Source organism: Micromonospora halotolerans (assembly GCF_032108445.1).
GTDB classification, from domain to species: Bacteria; Actinomycetota; Actinomycetes; order Mycobacteriales; family Micromonosporaceae; genus Micromonospora; species Micromonospora halotolerans.
The window spans coordinates 1886418-1903941 of the sequence record NZ_CP134876.1; the positions used below are offsets into that span (position 1 = coordinate 1886418).

General features: G+C 73.5%; 22 protein-coding genes. 14 read left to right on the forward strand and 8 right to left on the reverse strand.

Annotation, left to right across the window (positions count from 1 at the left end; all coding sequences use genetic code 11):
- Window positions 1-86: 86 nt before the first annotated feature.
- The 8 genes from RMN56_RS08810 (at window position 87) to RMN56_RS08845 (ending at window position 5789) form a co-directional block, all read left to right on the forward strand.
- Entirely contained in the window at window positions 87-458 is a 372-nt protein-coding gene (locus tag RMN56_RS08810) for a DUF2563 family protein (RefSeq protein ID WP_313723338.1), read from the forward strand.
- Window positions 451-1722, forward strand: a complete 1272-nt coding sequence (locus RMN56_RS08815; RefSeq protein WP_313723340.1) for a WXG100 family type VII secretion target — start codon at window positions 451-453, stop codon at window positions 1720-1722. The genes RMN56_RS08810 and RMN56_RS08815 overlap by 8 nt, the downstream gene beginning before the upstream one ends.
- Before the next feature lie 176 nt (window positions 1723-1898).
- Window positions 1899-2312, forward strand: a complete 414-nt coding sequence (locus tag RMN56_RS08820) for a hypothetical protein (protein WP_313723341.1) — start codon at window positions 1899-1901, stop codon at window positions 2310-2312.
- A gap of 132 nt (window positions 2313-2444) precedes the next feature.
- Window positions 2445-3281, forward strand: coding sequence for a hypothetical protein (locus RMN56_RS08825; protein WP_313723342.1), 837 nt, complete (start codon window positions 2445-2447; stop codon window positions 3279-3281).
- A gap of 41 nt (window positions 3282-3322) precedes the next feature.
- Window positions 3323-3664 carry a YkvA family protein gene (locus RMN56_RS08830; RefSeq protein ID WP_313723343.1) on the forward strand — a complete coding sequence of 114 codons (342 nt, stop codon included), beginning with the start codon at window positions 3323-3325 and terminating at the stop codon, window positions 3662-3664.
- Window positions 3665-3714: 50 nt separating this feature from the next.
- The gene (locus tag RMN56_RS08835) at window positions 3715-4137 is read left to right on the forward strand and encodes a pyridoxamine 5'-phosphate oxidase family protein (protein ID WP_313723344.1); all 423 of its coding nucleotides are present in this window, start codon (window positions 3715-3717) and stop codon (window positions 4135-4137) included.
- Between the two features lie 269 nt (window positions 4138-4406).
- Entirely contained in the window at window positions 4407-5027 is a 621-nt protein-coding gene (locus RMN56_RS08840; RefSeq protein WP_313723345.1) for a C39 family peptidase, read from the forward strand.
- Between the two features lie 87 nt (window positions 5028-5114).
- Window positions 5115-5789 (forward strand): HAD family hydrolase, encoded by a 675-nt coding sequence (locus RMN56_RS08845; protein WP_313723346.1) that lies wholly within the window; start codon window positions 5115-5117, stop codon window positions 5787-5789.
- A 52-nt stretch (window positions 5790-5841) separates the two neighbouring features.
- Here the strand turns inward: RMN56_RS08845 and RMN56_RS08850 are convergent, their stop codons facing one another.
- On the reverse strand, window positions 5842-7104 hold the full coding sequence (locus tag RMN56_RS08850) for an alkaline phosphatase (RefSeq protein ID WP_313723347.1): 1263 nt from the start codon (window positions 7102-7104) through the stop codon (window positions 5842-5844).
- Window positions 7105-7308: 204 nt separating this feature from the next.
- Between RMN56_RS08850 and RMN56_RS08855 the strand changes: the two genes are divergently transcribed.
- Window positions 7309-7902 carry a hemerythrin domain-containing protein gene (locus RMN56_RS08855; protein ID WP_313723348.1) on the forward strand — a complete coding sequence of 198 codons (594 nt, stop codon included), beginning with the start codon at window positions 7309-7311 and terminating at the stop codon, window positions 7900-7902.
- A 131-nt stretch (window positions 7903-8033) separates the two neighbouring features.
- On the forward strand, window positions 8034-8936 hold the full coding sequence (locus RMN56_RS08860) for an SMP-30/gluconolactonase/LRE family protein (protein WP_313723349.1): 903 nt from the start codon (window positions 8034-8036) through the stop codon (window positions 8934-8936).
- A gap of 3 nt (window positions 8937-8939) precedes the next feature.
- Here the strand turns inward: RMN56_RS08860 and RMN56_RS08865 are convergent, their stop codons facing one another.
- The 3 genes from RMN56_RS08865 to RMN56_RS08875 all read right to left on the reverse strand — a co-directional run bounded on the left by RMN56_RS08865 (window position 8940) and on the right by RMN56_RS08875 (window position 10771).
- Window positions 8940-9173 carry a ferredoxin gene (locus RMN56_RS08865; protein WP_313723350.1) on the reverse strand — a complete coding sequence of 78 codons (234 nt, stop codon included), beginning with the start codon at window positions 9171-9173 and terminating at the stop codon, window positions 8940-8942.
- Between the two features lie 25 nt (window positions 9174-9198).
- A complete protein-coding gene (locus RMN56_RS08870) occupies window positions 9199-10404 on the reverse strand; it encodes a cytochrome P450 (protein WP_313723352.1) in 1206 nt (401 codons plus the stop codon).
- 184 nt (window positions 10405-10588) lie between these two features.
- Complete coding sequence (locus RMN56_RS08875) at window positions 10589-10771, reverse strand: antitoxin (RefSeq protein WP_313723353.1); 183 nt, start codon at window positions 10769-10771, stop codon at window positions 10589-10591.
- A 129-nt stretch (window positions 10772-10900) separates the two neighbouring features.
- On the opposite strand from RMN56_RS08875, the gene RMN56_RS08880 reads away from it, so the two are divergent.
- Window positions 10901-12004, forward strand: coding sequence for an AI-2E family transporter (locus tag RMN56_RS08880; protein WP_313723354.1), 1104 nt, complete (start codon window positions 10901-10903; stop codon window positions 12002-12004).
- A 19-nt stretch (window positions 12005-12023) separates the two neighbouring features.
- On the opposite strand, the gene RMN56_RS08885 is transcribed toward RMN56_RS08880, so the two are convergent.
- Window positions 12024-12686 (reverse strand): dienelactone hydrolase family protein, encoded by a 663-nt coding sequence (locus tag RMN56_RS08885; RefSeq protein ID WP_313723355.1) that lies wholly within the window; start codon window positions 12684-12686, stop codon window positions 12024-12026.
- 203 nt (window positions 12687-12889) lie between these two features.
- Between RMN56_RS08885 and RMN56_RS08890 the strand changes: the two genes are divergently transcribed.
- The 3 genes from RMN56_RS08890 to RMN56_RS08900 all read left to right on the forward strand — a co-directional run bounded on the left by RMN56_RS08890 (window position 12890) and on the right by RMN56_RS08900 (window position 13840).
- Window positions 12890-13282 (forward strand): MerR family transcriptional regulator, encoded by a 393-nt coding sequence (locus tag RMN56_RS08890; RefSeq protein ID WP_313723356.1) that lies wholly within the window; start codon window positions 12890-12892, stop codon window positions 13280-13282.
- The gene (trxA, locus tag RMN56_RS08895) at window positions 13252-13599 is read left to right on the forward strand and encodes a thioredoxin (RefSeq protein WP_313723357.1); all 348 of its coding nucleotides are present in this window, start codon (window positions 13252-13254) and stop codon (window positions 13597-13599) included. The genes RMN56_RS08890 and trxA overlap by 31 nt, the downstream gene beginning before the upstream one ends.
- A gap of 61 nt (window positions 13600-13660) precedes the next feature.
- Window positions 13661-13840, forward strand: a complete 180-nt coding sequence (locus RMN56_RS08900; protein WP_313723358.1) for a hypothetical protein — start codon at window positions 13661-13663, stop codon at window positions 13838-13840.
- Window positions 13841-13888: 48 nt separating this feature from the next.
- On the opposite strand, the gene RMN56_RS08905 is transcribed toward RMN56_RS08900, so the two are convergent.
- The 3 genes from RMN56_RS08905 to RMN56_RS08915 are packed head-to-tail and all read right to left on the reverse strand — an operon-like array spanning window position 13889 to window position 17522.
- The gene (locus tag RMN56_RS08905; RefSeq protein WP_313723359.1) at window positions 13889-16261 is read right to left on the reverse strand and encodes a glycoside hydrolase family 65 protein; all 2373 of its coding nucleotides are present in this window, start codon (window positions 16259-16261) and stop codon (window positions 13889-13891) included.
- The gene (locus tag RMN56_RS08910) at window positions 16258-17007 is read right to left on the reverse strand and encodes a beta-phosphoglucomutase family hydrolase (protein WP_313723360.1); all 750 of its coding nucleotides are present in this window, start codon (window positions 17005-17007) and stop codon (window positions 16258-16260) included. Before RMN56_RS08910 ends, RMN56_RS08905 begins: the two co-directional genes overlap by 4 nt.
- A gap of 47 nt (window positions 17008-17054) precedes the next feature.
- The gene (locus RMN56_RS08915) at window positions 17055-17522 is read right to left on the reverse strand and encodes a DUF4442 domain-containing protein (RefSeq protein WP_313723361.1); all 468 of its coding nucleotides are present in this window, start codon (window positions 17520-17522) and stop codon (window positions 17055-17057) included.
- Between the last annotated feature and the right edge of the window lie 2 nt (window positions 17523-17524).

The window sequence follows — 17524 nt, forward strand, 5'->3', positions numbered from 1 at the left end:
CCGGACGACGGGTCGCCCCGGCTGGCCCGGGTCGACTAACCTGAACGTGGCCAACGGTTCTCGACGATGACTACGGGGATGCAGCCATGACCGGGCGCACGACAGTGGACGTACTGTCCTTGGAGGACTTCCACCAGCGGCTCGAGCGCCGGCTGAGCGAGGCGGAGTCGGTGTTGAAGAAGCTCAACACCGAGATGCAGTGCCGGCCGCCGGCACTCGGCACGTTCACCGACGCCACCGACAACTCCCGTCGCTACTCCGAGACGCACCAGAGCTACGCCAACCACGTCGAGCGGTTGCGACGGGCGATCGTGGCCGCCCAGAAGGCCACCAGGACCATCATGACCAACTACCGGACGGCCGAGGCACGCAACGCCGCCGCCGCGGCCGACATCGTCGCCGCTCTCTCCGGGCTGACCGAGGCGATGAAGCCGAAGGGAGAGGATCCGCGTGTCTGAATACACCCAGCGCTACGAGCACGTCAGCCACAAGGAGCTCTACCAGGGCGTCAACGCCGGTGACCCGAAGCAGATCGACGGGCTCAGCGCCCAGTGGACGTCGATGAAGGGCACCCTCGACGACCTCAGCCGGGATCTGACCGCCGACCTGGACGCGCTGCTGAAGACCTGGACGGGCGACGCCGCCCGCGAGTTCCACCGCCGGCTCAACCTGGTCGCCGACTACTCCGGCAACCTGGCCGAGGGCATGACGGGCATCCGACAGGGGCTCGACATGATGGCCAGCGAGCTGCGCACCGCCCAGGCGAAGGCGGAGAGCCCCGAGGAGACCGACGACAACGACAAGCTGCTCTCCGGCGCCGGCAAGGGCTTCCTGGTCGGCGGTGTGCCGGGCGCGCTGGTCGGCGGCATCGTCGGCCACGAGCAGGACAAGGCCGAGCAGGAGAAGGCGCACCAGCGGATGGTGCAGGTGGTCGCCAAGCTTGCCGAGGGCTACGACTTCTCGGCCTACGGCCGGATCGTCGTGCCGGAGCCGCCGGATTCGGGGCTCCCGGGTCACGGCGACCCGACGGACCCGACGCTGAAGAGCGGCCCCTCGGTCGGCACGCCGTCGGCCGGGCCGGGCGTGGGAAGCTTCGGTCCCGCCGCGAACGGCACCGCCACCACCTCGGGCGTGCACCACACCGCCCCGGGCAGCGGCACGGTCGGCGGCACGACGGGCGGCGGTGACACGACGGGCGGCCAGCCCGGCGCGGGCACGCCGGGCACCATCGGCGCGGGCAGCACGGTCGAGCCGACCGGCACCTCGCTCGCCGGTGCGGCCCCGCTGACCGCGACCGGCCCGACCACCGGCCTGGCGGCGGGCCCCGGGCTCGGCGGCACCAACGCGACCCTGCCGACCGCCGGGGGCGGCGGCTCGCTCTACGGCATGCCGGGCGTGCTGGGCGGCACCGGGTCGCTGGCCGGCTCGGGCGGCGGCTCGGCGGGCTCCGGCCGGATGGGCGGGATCGGCGCCGAGAGCCGGTCGGCCGCGGGCACCGGCCGCCTCGCCTCCGGACGGGGCCTGACGGTCGAGACGGAGGGCCGGTCCACCGGCAAGGGCGGCACGACCGGGCGTCCCGCCATGGCCGGCCGCAACGGTGTGCTGGGCGCGCGTGGCGGCGAGGACGACGAGGCCGAGGGCCGGCTGACCTGGCTGACCGAGGACGAGATGGTCTGGTCCGACGGCGAGGCGGCCCCGCCGCCGGTGCTCGGCGGCAACTGACCGCAGGCTCACGACGGCGCGGCGTCCCCCACCGGGGCGCCGCGCCGTTTCGCGTCCGGCGAGGCGCCGAGCCGCCGGCGGGACCGGGTTCGTCCACACCGAATGGTGGGACGGGTCACGTCGACCGGGAAGATCGTCGAGCTGCACGAGGCGGAGCTGACCGATAGGTTGAAACGGTGCTGCCCGTAGCGTTCGCCCCGTCCCTCTGGACGGCCACGCTGCGCAGGATCGCCCGCACGGCGGTGACCGCGCTCGCGCTCATCGCCGGCCTCACCGGCCCGGCAGCCATGCCGGCCGCCGACCACCTCCACCCGGCCGCGGCGGCCCGCCCGGCCGCCGACCTCCGGGTCGACGCTCCGGTCGCCGTTCCGGTCGACGTGGGTCCGGCCGTCCGTCCGGCCAGGACGGCGTCCGGCAGCCGTTCCGCCGCCGACTCGCCCGTCCGGCACCCGCTCGCCGCGCCGGCCCCGGCGGGACCGGCGCACCAGGCCGTCGCCGACGCCCCCGCACCGGTGGCGGGCCCCGGCGTCGTGGTCGCCGCCGACCCCGGCCGGGCCGCCATCGCCCGCCGCGGTCCGCCGCGCGCCTGACCGCGCCGACCCGGGAACGCCCCGGGCGCCCCTCGACCGCGCCCCGACGCTCCCCGTCGCGCGCCGCCGCGCCCCCGCCCGCATCCGGGCCCCGACCGTTGACTCCGACCGTTCCACCACGAGGTGCTGGTGATGCAGACCGTCTTCTCCACCGTCCTGCCCGACGTTCCCCGAGCCGCCGTGATCTGGCTGGCCCTGCTCGCCGTGGCGGCGCTCGTGGTCGCCGCCCTGATCGTCCGCCCGGACCGGTTCCGGTCGGTGTTCGGCGACCGGATCAGCGAGGCCGCCCGGCCGAGCAGCATCGAGCTGGCCGAGCAGGCCCGCGAGCACGCCCGGGAGCAGTCCCGGTACGCGCAGGAGGTGGCGGTTGCCGCGTCGCGGGCGGCGGCGACCGCCGAGCGGCGCCGGACCGAGTGGCTGGCCGCGCAGGAGGAGGTCGAGGAGGCGTGGCGGGCGTACGAGGCGGCGGAGGAGGACGTCCGCCGGCTGGCCGCCGCCGCGGCGCTGCCCCTGCCCCGGACCGCCCGGACGCCCGCGGAGTACGTGGACCGGGAGCGCTGGCTGCACCGGGCCGCCCTGGACGCCCAGTGGCGCAAGGAGATCACCGTGCAGCAGCTCAGCGACATCCTCGGCCACCGGGGCTGGGATCCCAGCCGGCACCCGGTCGAGCAGGAGCTGCTGCTGCGCCGGCTGGTCCGGGACAACCTCCGGGCCCGGCAGGAGGCCGCGCGGGAGCGGGAGCAGGCCGCCTGGCGGGCCGCCGAGCTGGCCGCCGCCGCCGCGCGGAGCCTGCGCGACGAGGCGTACGCGGCCACCCGACCGGTCACCGAGCCGCGGCCGGCGCTGTCCATCGTGGACCTGACCGGGCCGGGAGCCACCCGTGAGCTGCCGACCGCCACCCGGGCGGCCGAGACCACCCGCGAGCTGACCCCGGTGGCCCGGGGCCGGGCGGCCGTGCCCGCATACTGACGCGCCGGGCGGAGCTGGCCCGGCTCGGTTAGCGTGACCTCGTGTCCCGTGAAGCCTGGGTACTTGTCGTGCTCGCCGCCGTCGCCGCGCTGGCGACGCTGGTCGGGGCGGTGCTGCTCGCCGTCCGGGTGGTCCGCACCCGCCGCATGCTGGGCGCGCTCGGGGTCGGTGGCAAGGTCGCCTTCTACGGCGCGCTGATCTACACGATCCTGCCAGTGGATGTGCTTCCCGACCCGATCTACCTGGACGACATGGGTGTGCTGGCCGGGGCGCTGCTCTACCTGGGCCGGCTGGCCGCGAAGCACCGGGCCGCGCAGCGCGAGCTGCCCGACCGGTCAGAATCCCCGCCGGGCACGGGCCGGCAGCACCGCCCCGTGCCATGATCGGCGCGGGGCCGGCGGTCGGCCCCGCACCAGGGCAGCGAGGACGGCACATGGCGGGCGACCACCGGCTGGACCCCCACGACGAGCGGGTCGCCCGGTTCTTCCGGGACCGGCATCTCGCCACGCTGACCACCCTGCGCGCGGACGGCACCCCGCACGTCGTACCGGTGGGGGTCACCTTCGACGCGGACGCCGGCCTGGCCCGCGTGATCACCTCGGGCGCCTCGGCCAAGGCGCGGCACGTCGCCGCGGCGGGCGCGGCGGGCACGCCCGTGGCGGTCTGCCACCTGGACGGCCGCTGGTGGCTCACCGTGGAGGGCCGGGCGGTGCTGCGCCGCGACCCGGAGTCGGTGGCGGAGGCCGAGCGGCGGTACGCCGCCCGCTACCGCACCCCGCGTCCGAATCCGCAGCGGGTGGTCATCGAGATCGCCGTGACCCGCCTCCTCGGCAGCCTTCCCACCGGCACCACCTGACCCGGCTGTCACCGCCCCGGCGACCCGCTCGGGCCGGATGTCCAGTTAAACCGTGACGGCCGCCACCTGCGGAAATCGGAGCCGGCAGCGGTCCGTTGCACCTCTCGTACGAGCGATACGAGTGAGCGGGCAGCCGGCCCGCCGCCCCCGGTGAGCGAGTGGGGCAGCGCCTCCAGTGCGCACCGAGATCCCCGAGAGCACGCCGAGCGCCACTTCCGGTGCCACGCCTCCGCACCCCGGAGACGTCAACCCCCGAATGGAGCTTCGACATGAACTCGATCTTCCGTAAGAGCATGCTGTCCGTCGCCGGTCTGGTGATGTGCGGCGGGACCGTCGTGGGCCCGGCCGTCGCGGCGCAGGCCGCCCCGTCGACCGCCCTCAAGGGCAAGGGCGAGCGCAGCGCCGGCTACGAGTACGAGGCGCAGCCGAACTTCTTCTACTGCGGCCCGGCCTCGACCCGGATCGCGCTCTCGGCCGAGGGCAAGAAGATCAGCCAGGACGAGCTGGCCGCCAAGCTGGGCACCACCGAGAACGGCACCGACTCGGCCATCGACATCACCCGGGTGCTCAACGAGTACACGGGCGGCAAGTACAAGACCACCGAGATCCGGGACGACGTGGCCACCAGGGAGCAGGTCGAGCGCCTGCGCGCCGACGTGAGGGCCGCCGTCGACCAGGACCGGCCGGTCGTCGCGAACATCCTGGGCGGCGCCCTGGACATCGACGGTGTGGAGCACAGCTACCCCGGCCACTACGTGACCGTGGTGGAGTACAAGGACGACGGCAACACGGTGCTGATCGCCGACCCGGCCAGCCCGAACGAGCCGACGTACTGGATGGACGTGACCGAGCTGGCCAACTGGATCGCCGGCCGCGGTTACAGCTCCTGACCGAACCGAGCGAGGGCCGGTCTCCCCGAGCGGGAGGCCGGCCCTTTTGCGTCCCCGAACCCCGGACGGCCCCGCTAGAGTCTGACCGTGCCGCGACCGGTGATCTTCGACCTGTTCCACACCCTGGTGCCCGGTGGTGACCCCGAGCGGGACCGGGTGGTCGGTGAGATGGCGCTGATGGTGGGGGTGGAGCCGGCCGCGCTGGTCGACGCGTACCACGCCACCTGGCGGGACCGGATGACCGGTTGGGACGCCGCGGAGACCGTACGCGTCCTGGCCCGGCAGCTCGGCGGCGCGCCCACCGAGGAGCAGGTGGCCCGGGCGGCGGCGCACCGCCGCGCACTGGCCCGGCGGCTGCTGGCCGGCGTCCCGCCGTCGACCGTCGCGGTGCTGGACGCGCTGCGCGCCGACGGCCACCCGGTCGGGCTGGTCAGCAACGCCACCGCGGAGACCGCCGAGGCGTGGCCGTCGACCGAGGTGGCCCGCCGGTTCGACGTGGCGGTCTTCTCCTGCGACGTGGGCCTGGCGAAGCCCGACCCGGCGATCTACCGGCTGGCGGCCGAACGCCTCGGCGTCGGGCCGGCCGACTGCGTCTTCGTCGGTGACGGCGCCGACGGCGAGCTGGCCGGAGCGGCGGCGGTCGGCATGACGGTGGTCCGGACCACCGAGCACAACGACAGCGACCCGAGCTGGGCCGGCCCGGCGCTCACCGCGCTCGGCGAGCTGCCCGACCTGCTGCGCGAGCCGGCCCGGGGGCACTGACCCGGCGACGCCCTCCCGCCACGGGGACGGGAGGGCGCCGGGAGCCGGCGGGTCAGTGGGTGAGGACCTGCGACAGCACGTCGTGCACGTGGGTGTTCGGGTGCTTGCCGGTGAACTGCTCGGCCAGCGGCCCGTACGCGGTCACCGGCACGTCGGCGCCGGTGTGGCCGCTGGTCGTCCAGTCCAGGTTGAAGCTCTGGCTGCTGCCCTTGATCGGGAACGGGCCGTCCTCGGCCGAGATGTCGTCACCGGACTCGTCGGAGGTGGCGGTGTCCTCGACGGTCAGGCCGCCGCACTCGTGGTCGCCGGTCACCACGACCAGGGTGTCCGGGTGGGTGGCCGCGAAGTTGCGGGCGACCGCCACGGCCTTCTCCAGCTCGCCGAGCGCCTGGAGCATCCGGGTGCCGTTGTTGTTGTGGGCGAACTCGTCGATGCCCTCCTCCTCGACGAGGAGGAAGAAGCCCTTCTTGTTCGTCGACAACGTCGAGAGCGCCTTCTCGGTCATCGTGGCCAGGCTGGCCGGCGGGGCGTAGACGTCGCCCTGGCCCTCGGGTCGCTGCTGGAACAGCTCCTCGTTGCCGAAGAGGCCGAGAAGCTTGTCGCCCTTGGCGGCCTGGAGCTCCGCGGGCGTGGAGACGTAGCGGTAGCCCTTGGCCTTCGCCTTGGCAATCAGGTCGCCCTTGGTGCCCCGGCTGGCCTCGGACGTGTCCTCGGCCGGCTTGTCCGGGTACGCGCCGGCGGTGCCGGCGGGCAGCCACCAGTCCTCGCCACCGCCCAGGATCACGTCGGGGCGGGTGACGTCCAGGTACTGCCGGGCGATCTCGTCCTGCGCGCCGCGGTCGGCGGTGTTGGCGAAGAACGCCGCCGGGCTGGCGTCGGTGACCTGGGCCGTGGTGACCAGGCCGGTGGACTTGCCGGCCGCCTTGGCCTGGGCGCCGAGGGTGGGCAGTGGGTTGCCGTCCACGTCGACGCTGATCGCGCCGTTGTAGGTCTTCTCGCCGGTGGCCCAGGCGGTGGCCGCCGCGGCCGAGTCGGTGATCGGCGTCTTCGGGTCGTGCGGGCTGGTGGTGAGCTGGCCGGAGTACGGCAGCTTGTCCATGGCGAGCTGGCCGTCGAGGCCGGCCAGGTAGAGGCGGGCCGCCTCGCGCTGGGCGGCGGACATGCCGTCACCGTTGATGAAGATGACGTTGCGGGCCTTGCCCTTCGCCGCGCCGGCGTCGGCGTCGGTGATCGGGTTGGCCAGGCTCAGTCCGGCGGCGGCCACCACCCCCGCGACGACGGGGGCGAGCAGCCAGCGGCTGGAACGGAAATTCACGGGTGTCCTCCTGGCGGATGGATCGCTGGGCAGGCACCACGCAACCGCAGCCACCGGCCGGACAGTTGGCCGTCAGATTAACGGAGGGCGGCCGTTGCCGGGACTCTTGTCGCCCGGGGCAACGGAGCCGCCTGGTTGGACCGCTCGTCCGGGGGTAGTGGCGAGACCAAGCCGTTCCGCAACCCACCGGTAAGGGGCTTTGAGATGAACGACGTACGGACGGAGCGGGACGTCGTCGACGTCCTGACGACGGACCACCACGAGGTCGAGGCGATCTTTGTCGAGCTGGAGAGCCGGCAGGGCAGCCCGGAGCACCGCCGGCAGCTCGCCGACGTGATGATCGCGGAGCTGGTCCGGCACGCGGTGGCCGAGGAGGCCTATGTCTACCCGGCCGCCCGCAAGGCGCTGCCCGACGGCGACCAGCTCGCCGAGCACGAGATCTCCGAGCACGCCGACGCCGAGCGGACCATGAAGGAGCTGGAGTCGGTGGATCCCTCCGACCCCCGCTTCGACGAGCTGCTGACCCACCTGACGGCGACCATCCGGCATCACGTGCAGGACGAGGAGAGCGACCTCTTCCCCCGGCTGCGCGCGGCCTGCGCCCGCGAGGAGCTGGTCGAGCTGGCCGGGAAGGTGGAGGCGGCGAAGAAGTCGGCGCCGACCCGGCCGCACCCGGCCGCGCCGGACCACCCGCCGGCGAACAGGCTGCTGGCCCCGGGCGCCGGCCTGGTCGACCGGATGCGCGACGCGCTCAGCGGCCGGCCCACCTCATTGAAGGAGCTGCGCGAGAAGTCCTGACCACCGGACGAGGCGGCCACGCTCCCGGCACGGGGGGCGTGGCCGCCGCCGTGTGCCGGCAGCACCACCCCGGGCCCGCGCCGCTTGTTAGCGTCAGGCCGGATGTCAGTCACGGGCGGAGGCGGGTCGGCGTGGATCGGTTCAGGACACGTTTCGAGGTACGGGACGAGCGGTTCCGCCGGGTCAACGGCGACGAGTGGACGGAGTGCCTGTGGACCGGGGGCCGCTGGCTGGAGGGTCCGGCCTGGTTCCCCGCCGGGCGTCACCTGGTCTTCAGCGACATCCCGAACGACCGGCTGCTGCGCTGGGACGAGACCACCGGCGCGGTCGGGGTGTTCCGCCAGCCGGCCGGCTACGCCAACGGGCACACCGTCGACCGGCGGGGACGGCTGGTGAGCTGCGAGCAGGGCAACCGGCGGGTCACCCGGACCGAGGCCGACGGCACCGACACGGTGCTCGCCGAGCGCTGGCGCGGCAAGCGGCTGAACAGCCCCAACGACGTGGTCGAGCACTCCGACGGGTCGATCTGGTTCACCGACCCGAGCTACGGCATCGACAGCGACTACGAGGGCCACCGGGCCGAGAGTGAGATCGGCGGCAACCACGTCTACCGGGTCGACCCGCACGACGGTGAGGTGCGCCTGGTCGCCGACGACTTCGGGCAGCCGAACGGGCTGGCGTTCAACCTCGACGAGTCCCTGCTCTACGTGGTCGACACCCGGGCGAAGCACCTGCGCCGGTTCGCGGTGACCGAGGGCGGCACGCTGCGCGGCGGCGAGGTCTTCGCCACCTGCGACGCCGGCTCCTTCGACGGCGTACGCCTCGACGACGCCGGCCGGGTCTGGGCGGCGGCGCACGACGGGCTGCACTGCTTCGACCCGGACGGCACGCTGCTCGGCAAGCTGCACCTGCCGGAGGTGGTCGCCAACTTCACCTTCGGCGGCCCGAAGCGCAACCAGCTTTACATCTGCGCCTCCAGCTCGCTGTTCAGCCTCCGGGTCAACGTCAACGGCGCGCGCTACCCGGGCTGGTGACGGTCAGCCCTCCGGAGCGATCCGCCGGAGGCTGTCCACCTCGGACACGACGATCGCCTCCAGCGGGCAGGACTCGGCCGCGTCCAGCACCGACTCGTCGGCGGCGATCCGCTCGGCCACCGGCCGGGACAGCCCGTCGACCAGCACGAAGTGCGCCGGCGCGACCCCGGCGCAGATCCCCGACCCGATGCACCGGGTCGCGTCGACGTGCAGCCGCCATTCGCTCGCTCCGCTCACGCGCCCTCCTCCGCCCCGGCCCGGCTCACCAGGCCACCGGCATGGCCACCAGGCCCCGCACCAGCAGGCCGCTCTTCCAGGTCAGCTCCTCCACGGGCACGGCCAGCCGGAGCCCGGGGGCCCGGTCGAGCAGGGTCTCCAGCACCACCCGCAGCTCCATCCGGGCCAGCTGCGCGCCGACGCAATGGTGCACGCCGTGCCCGAAACCGAGGTGCGGATTGACCGCACGGGTCAGGTCGAGCCGGTCGGCGTCGGCGAAGACGCTGTCGTCCCGGTTGGCCGCCGCGATGTTGACCACCACCGGCTCGCCGGCCCGGACCAGCACCCCGCCCAGCTCGACGTCCTCCGTGGCGTAGCGGGGGAAGGCCGCCGTGGCGCCGAGCGGGATGAACCGCATCAGCTCCTCGACGGCGACCGGCACCAGCTCCGGCCGGTCCCGCAGGGTCTCCCAGGCGCCGGGGGTGGTGAGCAGGACGTACACCATGTTGGGGATCTGGGTCACGGTGGTCTCGTGGCCGGCGGCGAGCAGCCCGGCGGCGAGGGTGACCAACTCCTGCTCGGTGAGCCGGTCGGCGTTCTCGTCGCGGGCCCGCACCATGGCGCTGAGCAGGTCGTCGGCGGGTTCGACCCGGCGCCGGGCGACCAGCTCGCCCATGTAGGCCAGCAGCCTGTCGAGGTAGTGCTGGGCCCGCTCCGGCTCCAGCGAGGTGGTCGAGACGATCGCCTCGGACCAGGTGTGGAACTGGTCCTGGTCGGACACCGGCACGCCGAGCAGGTCGCAGATCACCCGGATGGGCAGCGGCGTGGCCAGGTGCGCCACCAGGTCGGCGGGCGGCCCGGCGGCCAGCAGCCCGTCGATCAGCTCGTCGGCCACCGCCCGGGTACGCGGCCGCAGCTCCTCGACCCGGCGCGCGGTGAACGCCTTCGCCACGAGCCGGCGCAGCCGGGTGTGCTCCGGCGGGTCCATCGAGAGGATCCCGGTCTCCTGCTGGCGCGGGGTGTTCCGGGGTTCGTCGCGCCCGATCGACGCGGCCCGGCTGAACCGGGGGTCGCCGAGCACCGTCTTGACGTCGGCGTGCCGGGTGGCCAGCCAGGCGGGCTCGCCGTAGGGCAGTTGGACCCGGACCAGCGGCTGCTCGCGCAGCTCGGCGTAGCGGGCGTCCAGGTCGAGCCGGACAGGGGCGTTGAACGGGTAGCGCTGTGGGATGGTCGCCTGGGAAGTGTCGGTCACCGGCTGGCTCGCTCTCGTCCACGGCACCGCGGGCGGTGCGGGTCGACTCCGCACGACTCGACGCTGAGTCATGCCCCGACTGCGGATGGTAGCGAGAACGGTCGATGGAGACCAGAGGGTCGTTCCGGTTCCGACACGACGATCCCGGGCCGCCCGCGCGGGACGACCCGGGATCAGAACCCGGTCAGCGGCCGGTGTCGCCCTCGCCGGTTCGCTGCTGCGCCATGTCGACGCCCTTGTCGATCTTCTCGTCGTACTTGCCCTGGGTCCGCTTGTCGGCCATGTCGCCGCCCTTTTCGATCCCCTGGTCGACCTGCTTGTCGTGCTTGTCGGCGAAGTCCTTGGCCTTGTCCATGAAGTCGCTCATGTCGGTTCTCCCTTCGATACCGTGAATGCCTTCCCTGGGACCGGCGGCACAAACGCTCCCTGTCCGGAGGTCGCCCGGGTGTCGGATTCACGTGCGTCGGGTACCAACGGCCACGATCGAGGAGGCGACGTGGACGAGGACGCGGGGACGCCGGAACCGGCGGCACGGAACCGGGCCGCAGGCCCACGGCAGGCCTGGGCCGGGCTGCCCTGGCCGGTACGGACAGCGGTCACCTGGGGCGCCTGTCTCGTGGTGGTGATCGCCGCGCTCTGGCTGCTCGGGAAGATCGCGGTGCTGCTCGCCCCGCTGGCCGTGGCGCTGGCCGGCACGCTCTTCCTCACCGCGCTGCTCGACCCGGTGCTGCTCGGGCTGCGCCGGCTCCGGGTGCCGGCGGCGCTGGCCGCGCTGCTCAGCGTCCTGCTGCTGCTCGGCGTCCTGGTCGGCGTCGGGGCGCTGGTGTGGAACCTGACGGCGAGCCAGTTCGGCGAGCTGAGCCAGCAGCTCGACCAGGGCCTGGAGCGCAGCCGGGACTTCGTCACCTCCAGCCTGCCGGTCACCGACGAACAACTCGACCAGCAGGTCGAGCAGATCCGGAAGGGGCTCAGCGGCAGCGCGCCCGACCCGGTCGCCGGGGCACGGACGGCCGCCGAGGTGGCCGGTTCGATCCTGCTCGGCCTGGTACTGCTCTTCTTCCTGCTCAAGGACGGCCGGACCATGTGGCACTGGGTGCTGCGCCGGATGGCCGGACCGCGCCGCGACCTGACCGCCGAGGCGGGCCGGGCCGGCTGGCGGACGCTGGGCGCGTACAGCCGCGGCACGATGGTCATCGCGGCGATCGACGCGATCGGCATCGGGCTGGCGCTGGTGGTGCTGCGCGTCCCGCTGGCCCTGCCCCTCGCGCTGATCACCTTCCTCGGCGGGTTCGTGCCGATCATCGGCGCCACCGTGGCCGGCGCGATCGCGGTGCTGGTCGCCCTGGCCGCCAACGGCCCCACCACCGCCCTGCTCACCCTGGCCGCGGTGATCGCCGTGCAGCAGATCGAGGGCAACCTGCTGGAGCCGCTGGTGATGAAGCGGCAGGTCCAGCTCCACCCGGCGGTCATCCTCGTGGTGGTCACCGCCGGCACGCTGATCGCCGGCATCGCGGGCGCGTTCGTCTCGGTGCCGATCGCCGCGGTCACCTGGCGGGTGCTGGACACCGTGCAACGCCACCGCGCCGCCCTACCCGACTGACCCGCCCGGCTCCGCGCGGTCAGGCCGGATGCGGCTGGCGCAGGTGGGTGGTGAACCAGGTCCCGGCCTGGTCGGCCACCTGTTCCAGGGTGCCCGGCTCCTCGAAGAGGTGCGTGGCGCCGGGCACGATCCGCAGCTCGGCGACGTCGCCCAGCTCCGCCCGGGCGTGCTCGTTGAGCACGATCACCTCCTCGTCCAGCCCACCGACGATCAGCAGCGTCGGGGCGCGTACCGCCGAGAGCGAGCTGCCGGCCAGGTCCGGACGGCCGCCACGGGAGACCACCGCGCCCACCTGGTCGGGCCGGGCGGCCGCGGCGACCAGGGCGGCGGCCGCGCCGGTGCTCGCGCCGAACAGCCCGATCGGCAGCCGGCCCAGGGTCGACTCGCCGGCCATCCAGTCCACGATCGCGGCCAGCCGCTCGGCGAGCATCCCGATGTCGAAGCGCAGCTCGGCGGTGACCGCGTCCCGCTCGTCCTCCTCCGGGGTCAACAGGTCGACCAGCACGGTGCCCAGCGCCCGCCCGTTGAACTCCTGCGCCACCGCGACATTGCGCGGGCTGTGCCGCGAACTGCCACTCCCGTGCGCGAACAACACCACCCCGACAGCCCCCGACGGCACCGTCACATCGGCAGCCAACCCACCATCGACAACAGGAACACTGACCTCACGAACATCCCCCATACCCGGACACCTCCTCCCCCCGCGCATACCCCGGCCCGGCGTGATCATGAAGTTGGCGGCGAGGAGAGCGATTTCCGCCGCCGCCAACTTCATGATCACTGGGGCGGGGGGCGGCGGCCGGGGGTTGAGGGTTGCCTTGACGTTGGCGGCAAGGTTTAGCGTTTGGGCGGTCAGGGGGCGAGCGCCAGGTGGGGGTGGGTGGGATGCGGATCGGTGAGTTGGCGGAGCGGGCCGGGACCAGCACCCGGACCCTGCGCTACTACGAGTCCCAGGGGCTGGTGTGCCCGCGCCGGTCGGCGAACGGCTACCGGGTCTACGACGAGGCGGAGCTGCGCGTCGTGCACGAGATCCGGGCGCTGCTGGCGGTCGGCTTCGGGCTGGACGACATCCGGCCGTTCGTGGCCTGCCTGCGGGCCGGCAACAGCTCCGGCGACGTCTGCCCCGACTCGGTGGCGGTCCTGCGGCGCAAGCTCGCCGAGGTGGACGACTACCTGGACCGGCTCGGCGCGGTCCGCCACCAGCTGCACGACCAGCTCGCCCGCGCGATCGCCCATCGGGAGGAAACATGCCTCAGGACACGCACCAGGGCCGACTGACCCCGGTCACCGACGAGACCTTCGCGGCCACCGTGCTGGCGGCCGACCGGCCGGTGGTGGTCGACTTCTGGGCGGAGTGGTGCCCGCCCTGCCGCCCGGTCTCGCGCCATCTGGCGGAGCTGGCCGAGGAGTTCGGCGACGCGCTGCGCTTCGTCACCGTCAATTCGGACGAGAACCCGCAGAGCACGCGGGCGTACCAGATCATGTCGATGCCGACGATGCTGGTGTTCCGGGACGGCCAGGTGGTCGGCTCGATCGTCGGCGCCCGGCCGAAGAACCACCTGCGGCTGAGCTTCGCCCGGCACCTGGACGGTTGAGCCCGCCGGGAGCGGGAAGGCGCGGGGTGACCACGGACCCCGACGGATCGCGAGGCTCGTCATGGCGAAGCAGGACAGGTCCCGAGAGCAGGAACTCACCGACCAGGAAAACCGCAAACAGGAGCTGAAGGACTCGCCGGACTGGGCGGACCGCGCCGCCGTGGCACGCACCGCCGACGACGCGCGGGCGACGGCTCCGCGCGACACGGGCGGCCGGCCGTCCAACGGCCGCCAGTTCTGAGGTACGCCGACGAAGCCCCGGCCCGCACCACGCGGGCCGGGGCTTCGCTCAGCTCACGTTCTCGGGCAGGTGCAGCAGGGGCGCCCGCCCCGGCGGCTGCTCCAGCTGCGGCCCGGAGGGGTGCGCCGGCGGCACCGGCACGGTGACCGGCTGGGCGGCGGTGACCCGGAGCGGCTCGCCGTGGTGCCGCAGCTCCAGCACGGTGTCCGGCCCCCCGTTGCGCAGCGAGTACGTCGTCTGGTGCGGCCGGACGTCGACCCGCAGCCGCATGGAGTGCCACTGGAGGGAGAACTCCAGTCGGCTGAGCCGGCTGGAGAGCCGCGGCGAGAAGGAGAGCGTCCCGTCGTGGTCACGCAGGCCGCCGAAGCCGGCGACGAGAGCGATCCAGGCCCCGGCGAGCGAGGCCATGTGCACGCCGTCCCGGGTGTTCTCGTTCAGGTCGTGCAGGTCCATGAGCGCGGCCTCACGCAGATAGCGGTGGGCCAGCTCGGGGTGACCCACCTCGGCCGCCATCACCGCCTGGGTGCAGGCGCTCAGTGAGGAGTCCCGCACGGTGCGCCGCTCGTAGTAACTGAAGTTCCGCACCTTCTCCGCGCCGCTGAACGCGTCGCCCCGCCAGTGCATGGCGAGCACCAGGTCCGCCTGCTTGACGACCTGCTTCCGGTACAGGTCGAAGTACGGGTAGTGCAGCAGCAGCGGGTACTTCTCCGGCGGCGTGTGCTCGAAGTCCCACTCCTGCAACCGGGTGAAGCCCTCCACCTGCCCGTGCACCTGGAACTCCGCGTCGTACGGAACGTGCATGGCGTTCGCCGCGTCCCGCCAGGCGGCGGCCTCCTCCTCGGTGACGCCGAGGTCCTGGGCCTGGTCCCGGTGGCGCATGGCGCAGTCGGCGGCGGTGAGCAGGTTCCGCTGCGCCATCAGGTTGGTGTAGACGTTGTCGTTCTTCACGGCGGTGTACTCGTCCGGGCCGGTCACCCCGTCGATGTGGAACCGGCCGGTGCGGTCGTGGTGGCCGAGCGAGCGCCACAGCCGGGCCGTCTCGACCAGCAGTTCCAGCCCGATCTCCTCTTCGAGCCCCCGGTCGCCGGTGACCAGCACGTAGCGGCGCAGCGCGTCGGCGATGTCGGCGGCGATGTGGAACGCCGCCGTCCCGGCCGGCCAGTACGCCGACGACTCCGGCCCCTCGATCGTCCGCCAGGGGAAGGCGGCCCCGGCCAGGTTCAACGTCCGGGCCCGCTCCTGCGCCTGGCCGAGGGTGGAGTAGCGCCAGTACAGCGCGTCGCGCACCGCGCCCGGCTGGGTGTAGGTGAGCACCGGCAGCACGAACATCTCGGTGTCCCAGAACGCGTGCCCGTCGTACCCGGGGCCGGTGAGGCCCTTGGCGGCGATGGGCCGGCGTTCCGCGCGGGCGCCGGCCTGGAGCACGTGGAAGAGGCCGAACCGGACCGCCTGCTGCACCTCCGGGTCGCCCTCCACCCGCACGTCGGCGGCGTCCCAGAACTCGTCGAGGTATTCCCGCTGCTCCCGGCGCAGCCCGTCCCAGCCGTCCAGCCGGGCCGCGGCCAGCGCCGCACCGACCTGGTCGCGCAGCGCCGGCAGCGACCGCCGGCTGGACCAGCCGTACGTCAGGTACTTGACCACCCGCAGCTTCTGGCCGGGCTTGAGCACGCAGCCGATGGTGGTGCGGACCCAGTCCTCGTAGCCCTCGGACTCGATGGTGACGCGCTCCGGGGCGTCCACGTCGTGCGCCATGGCGGCGGCGACCCGCAGCCCGCTGACCTTGGTCCGGTGGATGAGCAGGCCGCCGTCGTCGGTGGTCAACTGCTCCTCCGCCTGCAACGGCGATTCGAGTACGGCGGCGACGCGGGGATCCTTGCTCTGCGGCGGCAGGGTCTCGTTGGCCACCAGCTCGGACTGGACGATGAGCCGCAGCGGCCCCTCCAGCGCCTCGACCTCGTAGAGGATGGCGGCCACCGCCCGCTGGGTGAACGACACCAGCCGGGTGCTGCGGACCTTCACGTCCCGGCCGGCGGGCGAGCGCCAGTGCAGCTCGCGGTGCAGGGTGCCGGCGCGCAGGTCGAGGACCCGCTCGTGGGAGATCAGTTCGCCGTACCGGACGTCGAGCGGCTCGTCGTCGACCAGCAGCCGGAGCAGCTTGCCGTTGGTGACGTTGACGACGGTCTGCCCGGACTCGGGGAAGCCGAAGCCGGCCTCCGCGTAGGGCAGGGGGCGCAGCTCGTAGAAGGAGTTCAGGTAGGTGCCGGGCAGGCCGTGCGGCTCACCCTCGTCGAGGTTGCCGCGCAGCCCGACGTGGCCGTTGGAGAGGGCGAAGACCGACTCGGACTGGGCCAGCACGTCCATGTCGAGCCGCGTCTCCCGGATGTGCCACGGCTCGACCGGGTACGCCCGTTCCCGGATCACGCGTGCGCCCCGGTCAGCAGCTCCGACAGGTCGGTGACGACCACGTCGGCGCCGTGCGCGCGAAGGTCGTCGGCCTGGCCGACCCGGTCGATGCCGACCACGTACCCGAAGCCGCCGGCCTTCCCGGCGGCGACGCCGGCCAGCGCGTCCTCGAAGACGGCCGCGTTCGCCGGGTCCACGCCGAGCAGCTGCGCGCCGGCGAGGAAGGTGTCGGGGTACGGCTTGCCGCGCAGCCCGCGCTCGCGGGCGACCAGCCCGTCCACCCGGGCCTCCAGCAGCGGGTCCAGCCCCGCGGCGGCGACCACGTCCCGGCAGTTGGCGCTGGCCGAGACCACCGCGCGGCGCAGCCCGGCCTCCGCCGCCGCCTCCAGGTAGCGCACCGAGCCCTCGTAGACCTCGACGCCGTCGGTGTGGATCCGCTTGAGCAGGATGACGTTCTTCCGGTTGCCCACCCCGTTGACGGTGTCCGCCTCGGGCGGATCGTCGGGCGACCCCTCGGGCAGGGTGATCCCGCGCGAGGCCAGGAAGGAGCGCACCCCGTCGGCCCGCGGCTTTCCGTCCACGTACCGGTTGTAGTCCGGGCCGGGGTCGAACGGACGGAACGGCTCGCCGGTGGCCGCCGCCCGCGCCGTGAGGAACGCGTTGAACGTCTCGGTCCAGGCGGCGTTGTGCACCTTGGCGGTCTGCGTCAGCACACCGTCCAGATCGAAGAGACAGGCGGTCACCTGCGCGGGTAGGCCCAGCATTGTCTGAATCTATCCAGGGCACCGGCCGGACAAACCCCATTCGGACCTCAGCGGTTCGGGCGGAGTGTCCAGATCACGGTGAGCGCCGACGTCACGGTGCCGTCCTCGGTGCCGATCTCCACCTCGACCGGGAACTCCGGCCGCTGCCCGGCGTCCAGCTCGGAGAGCACCTCGGCCGGGGGGCGCCCGAGCCGCGCGGTGGCCAGCACCGGCCCGAGGGCGACCTTCTGGTAGCGGATGGTGGCGGTCACGGCCAGCGGTACGGCCCGGTCGAGCACCTGCCCGAACGCGGCCAGCACCACCGCCCCGGAGGCGGTCTCGCCGAGGGTGAACATGGCCCCGGCGTGCGGGCCGCCGACGTGGTTGTGGTGCTCCGGGATGTCGGGGAGCCGGACCACGGCCCGGACGCCGCCCTCGGCCTCGGGGGCGACCTCGACGAATTCGATACCGAGCGTGCGGGCGAACGGCACGGCCTCCAGCAGACCGGCCGCCACCTGGCGAGAGTCGATGGACATGC